Source organism: Bacillus sp. FJAT-29790, assembly GCF_019039215.1.
Lineage (GTDB): Bacteria > Bacillota > Bacilli > Bacillales > Cytobacillaceae > Cytobacillus.
The window spans coordinates 2,727,266-2,736,317 of sequence record NZ_JAHNZZ010000001.1; the positions used below are offsets into that span (position 1 = coordinate 2,727,266).

The 9,052-nt window shown below is 40.0% G+C and carries 9 protein-coding genes and 2 tRNA genes; 2 read left to right on the top strand and 9 right to left on the bottom strand.

What is annotated here, in order from left to right:
* Positions 1–16: 16 nt before the first annotated feature.
* From BGM26_RS12865 to BGM26_RS12875, 3 genes are all read right to left on the bottom strand, one after another.
* Positions 17–107 (bottom strand) — tRNA-Ser (locus tag BGM26_RS12865).
* Between the two features lie 3 nt (positions 108–110).
* A tRNA-Asn gene (locus BGM26_RS12870) sits at positions 111–185 on the bottom strand.
* A gap of 147 nt (positions 186–332) precedes the next feature.
* Positions 333–806, bottom strand: coding sequence for a SprT family protein (locus BGM26_RS12875; RefSeq protein ID WP_217040196.1), 474 nt, complete (start codon positions 804–806; stop codon positions 333–335).
* A gap of 234 nt (positions 807–1,040) precedes the next feature.
* Between BGM26_RS12875 and cmpA the strand changes: the two genes are divergently transcribed.
* The gene (cmpA, locus tag BGM26_RS12880; protein WP_217040197.1) at positions 1,041–1,154 is read left to right on the top strand and encodes a cortex morphogenetic protein CmpA; all 114 of its coding nucleotides are present in this window, start codon (positions 1,041–1,043) and stop codon (positions 1,152–1,154) included.
* Between the two features lie 134 nt (positions 1,155–1,288).
* Here the strand turns inward: cmpA and BGM26_RS12885 are convergent, their stop codons facing one another.
* The 6 genes from BGM26_RS12885 to acpS form a co-directional block, all read right to left on the bottom strand.
* Complete coding sequence (locus BGM26_RS12885) at positions 1,289–3,454, bottom strand: Tex family protein (protein WP_217040771.1); 2,166 nt, start codon at positions 3,452–3,454, stop codon at positions 1,289–1,291.
* 482 nt (positions 3,455–3,936) lie between these two features.
* Positions 3,937–4,287: a type II toxin-antitoxin system endoribonuclease NdoA gene (gene ndoA / locus BGM26_RS12890; RefSeq protein WP_009336311.1), complete on the bottom strand. Its 351-nt coding sequence runs from the start codon at positions 4,285–4,287 to the stop codon at positions 3,937–3,939.
* A gap of 4 nt (positions 4,288–4,291) precedes the next feature.
* A complete protein-coding gene (locus BGM26_RS12895) occupies positions 4,292–4,573 on the bottom strand; it encodes a CopG family ribbon-helix-helix protein (RefSeq protein ID WP_217040198.1) in 282 nt (93 codons plus the stop codon).
* Between the two features lie 323 nt (positions 4,574–4,896).
* Entirely contained in the window at positions 4,897–6,051 is a 1,155-nt protein-coding gene (gene alr, locus BGM26_RS12900) for an alanine racemase (RefSeq protein WP_217040772.1), read from the bottom strand.
* 135 nt (positions 6,052–6,186) lie between these two features.
* The gene (locus tag BGM26_RS12905) at positions 6,187–7,194 is read right to left on the bottom strand and encodes a LolA family protein (RefSeq protein WP_217040199.1); all 1,008 of its coding nucleotides are present in this window, start codon (positions 7,192–7,194) and stop codon (positions 6,187–6,189) included.
* A gap of 359 nt (positions 7,195–7,553) precedes the next feature.
* Positions 7,554–7,904 carry a holo-ACP synthase gene (acpS, locus tag BGM26_RS12910; RefSeq protein ID WP_217040200.1) on the bottom strand — a complete coding sequence of 117 codons (351 nt, stop codon included), beginning with the start codon at positions 7,902–7,904 and terminating at the stop codon, positions 7,554–7,556.
* 181 nt (positions 7,905–8,085) lie between these two features.
* On the opposite strand from acpS, the gene BGM26_RS12915 reads away from it, so the two are divergent.
* Positions 8,086–8,817 carry a rhomboid family intramembrane serine protease gene (locus BGM26_RS12915; protein ID WP_217040201.1) on the top strand — a complete coding sequence of 244 codons (732 nt, stop codon included), beginning with the start codon at positions 8,086–8,088 and terminating at the stop codon, positions 8,815–8,817.
* The last annotated feature ends 235 nt before the right edge of the window (positions 8,818–9,052 follow it).

Sequence of the window (9,052 nt, forward strand, 5' to 3'; positions counted from 1 at the left end):
GTTTTTTAAAAAGTTCTGGCGGAGAAGGAGGGATTTGAACCCTCGCGCCGCTTACGCGACCTACACCCTTAGCAGGGGCGCCTCTTCAGCCTCTTGAGTACTTCCCCATATGGCTCCGCAGGCAGGATTCGAACCTGCGACCGTTCGGTTAACAGCCGAATGCTCTACCACTGAGCTACTGCGGAATAATTAGTATAATTTGGTCAAATAAGGAACTGTATTCCTTATCGACTCTTTATATTATAGAAACCTAGATATTAAAAGTCAAGAAATTTTTCCGAAAAAATTCAGCCACTTTTTTTCGTTTATGATAAATAAATATAATAGATATATTAACTTAATGTCAATTCTTTTTTCTTAGTTAATTTCCCTCGACATTTTCCACATACATACCTTTGTGTGTTAATCATCCTTTTCCTCTGATAGGTTTGACCACAGTTTCCGCAAATATAGATGATTACTCTTTTAATAGCTTTCCTATTAACTTGTTCAGGCAGCGGGGAACAAAATCGAGGGGCTTCGACTTCTTTCAATAATTTCTTGAAATCAATATCACGGTGCTGATAACCTTTCCCTTCTATATGAAGATGATAATGACAGAGCTCGTGTTTAATGATGCCGACTAATTCGTTAAAGCCCAGCTGTTCTAGATATTTTTTGTTTATCTCAATATGATGTGTGTTTAACATGTATCGTCCACCAGTCGACCGAAGTCTTGAATTGAAATAAGCTTTATGTTGAAACAGCTTACCGAAGCTTTTAATTGAAATTTTCTCGACAAGACTTTGTAGTTCCAAATCATCCATCTTATTATTTTCCCTTCTAAATTATTATGAACATGACAACCAGTTATAGCATACATTGTATATACCTATACTGATGTAAAATAGCGTAACTACCGCTTCCTTCTTCTTCAAAAATACAGCTCTCTCCCAGCAATAAAGGCAAGCGTAGTTTGTTTAAAAAGTCATCTTTTAATTATATGGTGGGCTTATTAATGTCTAGCTCATTTTTAAGATTAACATCTGGGAGGTTTTCAAATGCCTGCGTGGTTTCAAAATCAAATGCAACGCGCTTTTTTCGAAAAAGACCGTTACCAAATAAAATTACTAAACCAATGCTGGTTTTTTTACAAGAAAAAACACTGCTCCTAGGAAAGCGGAAGCGCCTTCGGAACAATCAAAAACCGATTGTTCCTGCGATGTTTATTCGCATTGTCGACACTAGTACGTCCTGTACGTCGGGGCTAGGCGCTGAAGCTAGACAGCCTAGGAACAGTGTTCTCTCATTATTCAGATGGCGGAAGCATTGTTAACGATACTCTTCCTTTGTTTTTATCAACAGAGTCAACCCAAACTGTTACGACGTCTCCTAATGAAACAACATCTAGTGGATGCTTTACAAATTGACGTCTTAATTTAGAAATATGAACAAGCCCATCCTGCTTCACTCCGATATCAACAAAAGCCCCGAAGTCGACAACATTTCGGACAGTTCCTTGAAGCTCCATGCCTGGATTCAAATCTTCCAGCTGTAGTACATCTTTCTTTAGGAGCGGTTTTGGCAATTCATCACGCGGATCTCTTTCAGGTCTCACTAGAGCATCAATAATATCTCTTAATGTTAATTCACCCATTCCTAATTCTTCAGCCGTTTCCGCAATATTTAATTGCGAAAGTGATTCTTTTAGTGATTGAGATCCTATATCACTTGTTTTATAACCTAGATTAGTAAGAAATTTGATTACTTCTGGATAGCTTTCCGGGTGAATGCCCGTACGGTCCATCGGTTCTGTACCGTCTATAATTCTTAGGAAGCCAATTGCCTGTTCGTATGTCTTTGCTCCGAGACGAGGAATTTTTTTCAACTGCTTGCGATTTGAGAATTTACCTTCTTCTTCGCGTTTCTTCACAATGTTATTAGCCACTGATTTGGACAGTCCCGCTACATATTGCAGCAGTGATGATGAGGCGGTATTTACATTCACCCCCACCTGGTTAACAGCTGTTTCTACAACAAACGTTAAGGATTCCGTGAGTTTTTTCTGTGAAACATCATGCTGATACTGCCCTACCCCAACTGATTTCGGATCAATTTTTACTAATTCTGCTAACGGGTCCTGCAGGCGGCGCGCAATTGAGACAGCACTTCTTTCCTCTACCTGAAGTTCAGGGAATTCCTCCCTCGCCAAATCAGAAGCTGAATACACACTAGCCCCTGCTTCATTGACAATTAGGTAATATATCTCCTCTTTAAGCTCTTTTAAAATATCCGCGACAAATTGTTCTGTCTCACGAGATGCCGTTCCATTTCCGATTGCGACCATTTTCACTTGGAATGTATTTAATAAATCAATAATTTGGGCCTTCGCTTCTTTAGCTTTCGAGACCGGCGGATGCGGATAGATTACGGCTATTTTCAGGACTTTGCCTGTTTCATCGACAACAGCGAGCTTACAGCCTGTTCGATAGGCCGGATCTACAGCTAAAACGACTTTACCTTTTAGCGGCGGCTGTAGTAGTAATTTTCGCAGGTTCTCAGAAAAGATCATGATTGCCTGCTCTTCGGCTTTCTCGGTTAACTCATTACGGATTTCCCTCTCAATTGAAGGTTGTATTAAACGTTTATACCCATCCTCATATGCTTCTTTCACAAGTGCGGCAACCGGGGACTTTTCATTCTTCACCCATTTTTTATGAAGATAACTCAAAATGAAATCGATATTCGGCTTTATGCTGACTCGTAAAACATCCTCTTTTTCTCCGCGATTTAACGCCAATGTACGGTGAGGGACAATCTTTGCAACTGGCTCTTCATATTCGTAGTACATCTCAAAAATTCTTTTCTCATCATTTTTTTCATCTTTTACCAACGACTCTACAGTTCCAGTTCTGGCCGTTTCACTTCGAATCCATTTTCGGCTGTCCGCTTCATCAGATACCCATTCCGCGATAATATCCTTTGCTCCGGCAATCGCTTCCTCGATAGTATTCACTTCTTTTTCTTTAGATAGAAATCCCTTTGCCTTATCTTCGATTGTACCTGTTAATGGGAAAGTAAGAATCCACTCAGCCAATGGCTCTAAACCTTTTTCCTTCGCTACCGTCGCCTTAGTCCGGCGCTTTTGTTTATAAGGCCTGTACAAATCCTCGATTTCCTGCAGTTTGACAGCCTTTTGTATTTTGTTTTTTAAGTCCTCAGTGAGCTTTCCTTGCTCATCTATTAGACGAACAACTTCCTCTTTACGCTGCTCTAAGTTATGTATGTATTGCCAGCGCTCCATAATATCACGGATCTGAACCTCATCAAGTGCACCTGTCTGTTCCTTCCGGTAGCGGGCAATAAAAGGAACTGTATTTCCTTCTTCCAACATCTCAATTGTGTTTTTTACTTGTTTCATTGAAATAGATTGTTCAGTTGAAATCATTTCTAGAACTTGATCATGTCTATTCATGGTTTTCTCCAATTTCATACCCCCAGCATTTTCAGTCTATTTTCCATTTTACCAAAAACTTGCTTATGTTTCATATTCGGCAGATGTTTACTCATAAAAAAAGGCTCTTTTCTCATATATTGTTGTTTGCGGCTCTCAAAGTTTGCCCGTTGATTCCCGCTGCGGGCACTCGCTTTCCGCGGGGAGGGACGGGAGCCTCCTCGGCGTTATCGCCTGCGGGGTCTCCCGCTTCCCTCTATCTCTCGCAGGATACTGCATTTACATCCTTGAATCTGCCCACGCACGAAGGAAATGCGATAGCATTTTCGAGGAGTCAAGTGCCCTCCGCTCCAATCAACTCAGATTTAATAGGTAAATATCACATTATAAAAGCAACAAACTTTACGAAAACAGCCTAAAAAAAGACAAGCATTAGATGCTTGCCCAGAAGAAATATTTAACAGCTATCATAAAAACGCCCTTTTGCAAGAGCATTTTTTTTACTAAAATTCGATGAGGCCCAAACTAATCTGGACAGCTTCATCCACTTTTTCCATCATTTCGTCATCAAGATGGGTTATTTTATCAGTTAAACGCTGTTTATCAATCGTACGAATTTGTTCTAATAAAATGACCGAATCCCGTTCAAAACCATAGCGCTTCGCATCAATTTCAACATGAGTAGGCAGCTTAGCTTTTTGAATTTGAGCAGTGATCGCTGCAACAATTACTGTGGGACTAAACCGATTCCCGATGTCGTTTTGGATGACAAGCACTGGACGAACGCCACCTTGTTCTGAACCAACAACAGGGGATAGGTCTGCAAAATAAACGTCACCACGTTTGACAATCAAGGGATTATCCTCCACTTACTAGACGTTCAACTGTGTGTTCTGCCTCAAATTCTGCTTGAAATGCTTCAGATGCAATCGTCAAGTTTATTTTCGCCATTTCCATGTAGCCTCGCCTCATGGATTCACGAATTTGTCTCTTCTTCCGTTCGCGCAAATACATTTTGGTTGCTTGATAAATGAATTCACTCCGATTAACGTTTTCCTGCTTAACAAAGCTCTCTAACTCGGTTACAAGATGTTGCGGTAATTTCACCATAATCTCTGTTGTTGCGCTGGACTCAGACACAAACAAACACCTCCACCATCACTACACACCATTTTATATCTACCATATAATATCTTACCATCATTCTAGCCCTATGCAAAGCGGATTTGTCAATTCTTCTGTATTATCGGCCAAAAAATTAACCTTTTATGCATTTATGATGTTTTGCTACCAATAGATATTAGGTGATACTTCTCGTTCAGTGAGGTTCTGTCTATTAATTCAGGAATTAGATCATTAAAAGTTCCGTTATTCTGTCATAAAAATCTTGGCGCTGTTAAACAATATTGTTGTCTCGCCGCGGGTTCGATTTACCTTCCAAAAACATATCGCCTTGCTATAATTTAAAAAAGAGCGTTAATAATTCGAATGACTTCTCCGTTCTTTTTATAAACCCTAGGAACCCTCCCGGTAATCATACAAGTAATTTCATAATTAATTGTATCGAGCTTTTTAGCTATTTCATTTGCAGTAATTTCTTCATTCCCCTGCTGCCCTATAAGGGTAACTGGGGTTCCGACAGGCATTTCCGATGGTAGCTTTATCATGCATTGATCCATGCAAATTCTGCCAACGATCGGGACTCTTTTTCCTTCCACAAGTACCTCTTGTCCCTGTAGCTTTCGTATCCATCCATCGGCATATCCAATTGGCAAAGTTCCGATCCATTCGTCTTCCATTGCTTCATAAGTAGCTCCGTAGCTAAGCTTATCCCCTTTTTGAACTTTTTTGACATGAACGAGTTTTGTATGAAGGGATAAGGCTGGTTTCAATGGAAAAGGAAGAATTGGTTCCATTTCCATTGACGGTGTTAACCCATACATTGAAATGCCCATTCTGACAGCATTTAAATGGGCTTCCGGAAACCTCAAGGCGGCCGCACTATTACTGGAATGAATCCATTTGGGTGTTTTTTTTAGCCAAGATAGCATTTCTTGAAAACGGTCCATTTGCTGATTGAAATAAGTGGAGTCAAGTTCGTCTGCTGTGGCAAAATGGGTGAAAACGCCCTCAATATACAGGTGGGGATCATCTTCAGCAATTTTTTCAAGGTCCATCAACGTCTCTTTACTTCGGATGCCTAATCTACCCATGCCCGTTTCAAACTTCAAATGCATCGTTAATTTATCGCCAGCTTCAATATACCCTTTTGCTTTCTGCAACCATTCCTTCTGAAAAACAGTAACGGTAATTTTATGTTTGGCCGCGATTCCCGCATCTTCCGGCCGGCATGCACCCAGTATTAGGATAGGCGCAGTAATTCCTTTATTTCTTAGCGCAAGCGCTTCATCCAAAAACGCAACAGCCAAATAAGAGACACCAGCCTCCAATGCAGCTTTGGCAACTTCTACGTCCCCATGTCCGTATGCATTCGCCTTTATGACTGAAAAGATCTTAACATCAAAGAGATGCTTCTTCATTAACTCTATATTATGGGAAATATGATCCAAGTTTACTTCCACCCAAGTATCCCTATAAAAAACGGCTAGACTATCCACCTCATTCACACCCTTAACATCCGGTCGGAAAATTTTTATATCTATAATTATCAAACGCCATTGTCGAATTTGTCAAACAATTTTTGACTTAAAACGACAAAAAAAAACAGGCTCCTTCTACAGAGCCTGATTTTTCTACTTAACCATACTTTCTTGGGTCGAACGTGCAACGGCAGCCAATTCTTCATCGGTTAAGTCATTCGAAGCGAGCATGTAATCGACTCCATGATATGTCCACGAAATCGTTTTATTCGAAAGAGCACCAATAGTAAAGCCTAAATCAACAGGCTCGCCTTTTATAGAAGTAAGAGAAGAGACAGGCATTACTACTGCTTTTTCCTGTACGAGTGTGAAAGATTTTTCCCCATCATACGTTAAAACTACCCGTTTTCCATTTTCTGTTTTTATTTCTTTTTCATCCGTTAAATCAGCTCCAGGGAACTCAGTCGGATATTTAACAGAGAACTCTTTATCACTCAGTTCTGCCATAACAGGAACTTCTAGTTGAACGCGTGTTAAATTCTTTTGCATATCAAAATCTTTTTTATCAAATTTCGCATTAAATTTAACCTCGGAAAACAGCACTTTGACAAGGGCATTTTTATCAGTGTCCATTACATTAACACTTACAGGAGATAAGTCGGATTTTTTCAGGGTGATTTCTTGTGTTGGGAGCATTTGATTATTTTGATATCTTGTCTTTGTTTCAAACACATAATGATCTTTCGTGACAGTGAATTTGGCTTCTTTATCTTCAGTAATGTCTTTAATTAACGATTCGTATAAATAAGCCTGGCTGCTATTTTGAGGCCATTCACTTTGAAAACGGAAGCTTTTATTCAGTGCTGGTGTAAGGACAAATACACCTTCATCATTGCGAAGGATCATCTGGCTTTGATCCTTTTGCACATTTTTTAAATTCACACGGTAATACGATGGGTCTTTATGCCAGACCTCTATATCGTATGTTTGCGGCTCCGTCCCCATCTGCAATGTCATTTTTGCGTGTGCCTGATAACTTTTTATTTCCCCGAGTTTTCCGTTCAACTCCTTTGTTACATCACCCTGTGATTTCGTTCCGCAGGCAGACAATAGAACAACAACCAATAGCCCGGCTAGCAGCATCAACCACTTTCTCCTCATCGTTTCAACCCCTTTTGTCTCGATTCATCATATTGTCCAACCACAACAACTTGCGCTTGTTGTGGTGGAGATCAAAGCAGACATTCAGTAAGGGAACCGTCCCACTCTCTTCGTCTAGCCTTGTCTCTCCTATTGCACTATGAATATATGAGACAACCTTTAAGAATATGCTTAAGGGAATGAGAAGCTTTTTGTTTTCTTCATTCATGCTTATCATTGCTTTAACTTTATTCAGCAGAAGTTCCTAATCTATATAAGTGGCGAGATGAATGCAAATAGGTATCCAATTTAGTAGGGGGGCAAACCCCTGGTAAACATCTGGGCGCCATTACGCCAAGGCGAATTTGATTTTTCCTGTTTTACTCTTCAATTACAATCTGGGCAACAGCGTACTCTTTACTATGGGAAATTGAGAGGTGAACACCATCTTTCTGTGGTTTAGAAATAAAAGGCTTCCCTCTTTCATCTTTTTCAATCTCAATATCCAAGAAGGATAAAGCTTCGCCAATCCCTGTTCCAATCGCTTTCGAATACGCTTCCTTAGCAGCAAATCTTCCAGCGAGGTACTCGATCCTTCTTTTTTCTGTTAATTTATTGAAATTCGCCTTTTCTTTTTCAGTCAATATTCGGTCGGCAAATTTCTCTTGCCTCTCGCAGATTTTTTGAATCCGGCCAAGTTCAACGATATCAATTCCAATCCCAGAAATCATATTTCATCTTCCTTCTATTCGATTTAATAGCTGCATAAACAATACTGTAGAATAAGTCGTTGGATATTTTCGATAAACAGTGTAGGGTGTAAGGAATCCACTTATAAAAAGGCAAAATACATAATGCAATTTTCATTTTCAGGCTATGATGGATATACAAGAAAAGAAAAGGAGAGCCTTTATGTTTACTAGAACCGAAAGTTTTAAAGAGTTTATCCGCTATTACCCAGTTGTTTCCACCATTATCTCTATTCATATTGTACTTTATTTACTTACTGTCTTGCCATTTTTACCAAATTCATGGGTTCTTGAAAATTTTGCCGGAGTTAACCTTTATATAGTAAAAGGAGAGTATTGGCGACTATTCACACCTATTATTATGCATAGCGGATTTGCCCATATGCTCTTTAACAGCTTTTCCCTCGTTCTTTTTGGGCCTGCCTTAGAACAGATCCTAGGGAAGGGGAAGTTTATTTTTGTTTATCTGGCCTCAGGGATCGCTGCGAACGTTGCCACGCTGCTACTCGAACCGTTAACTTATATTCACGTGGGATCAAGCGGGGCTATATTCGGTTTGTTCGGATTTTTTTCTGCTGTCATCCTATTTAGAAAAGACCTGATTTCAAAAGCAAATGCTCAAATCATCTTAACCATTACCGTTGTCGGAATCATCATGACCTTTTTAGAGCCAAACATTAATGTGACTGCCCATCTATTCGGACTTCTTGCTGGCTTTTTGATCGGTGTGGCATTACTGCCTAATAAAAGAAAACCTGAAGTATTCTTCAATTTATCCAGTTCAATCCGCTGGCCAAAAGGGCGCCCTTCACCAAAACAAATATCCCCAACCAAATTATTGATATGGGGAGGTATTATCGTTCTTGCCATTTTAGGTTTTTTGTTCAGACAATAACTTTTCTTAAAGAAAGGTTGTTTTCGCATATATTGTTGTTTTTAGCCTTGAAATTTTGCCCGTTGATTTCCGCTGCGGGCACTTGCTTTCCGCGGGGAGGGACGGGAGCCTCCTCGGCGTTACCGCCTGTGGGGTCTCCCGTTCCGTCAATTCCCGCTGGAGTCAAGTGCCCCCCGCTCCAATCAACTCAGATTATTAAATAAAAATCACATTATAAAAGCAACAAACTTTACGA

Bases quoted from the DNA above. Each gene is read 5' to 3' on its own strand.
- BGM26_RS12905 (WP_217040199.1), bottom strand. From the start codon at position 7,194: ATGAGGAGAAAGTGGTTGATGCTGCTAGCCGGGCTATTGGTTGTTGTT.
- BGM26_RS12915 (WP_217040201.1), top strand. From the start codon at position 8,086: ATGTTTACTAGAACCGAAAGTTTTAAAGAGTTTATCCGCTATTACCCA.
- acpS (WP_217040200.1), bottom strand. From the start codon at position 7,904: ATGATTTCTGGGATTGGAATTGATATCGTTGAACTTGGCCGGATTCAA.
- BGM26_RS12885 (WP_217040771.1), bottom strand. From the start codon at position 3,454: ATGAATAGACATGATCAAGTTCTAGAAATGATTTCAACTGAACAATCT.
- BGM26_RS12875 (WP_217040196.1), bottom strand. From the start codon at position 806: ATGGATGATTTGGAACTACAAAGTCTTGTCGAGAAAATTTCAATTAAA.
- cmpA (WP_217040197.1), top strand. From the start codon at position 1,041: ATGCCTGCGTGGTTTCAAAATCAAATGCAACGCGCTTTTTTCGAAAAA.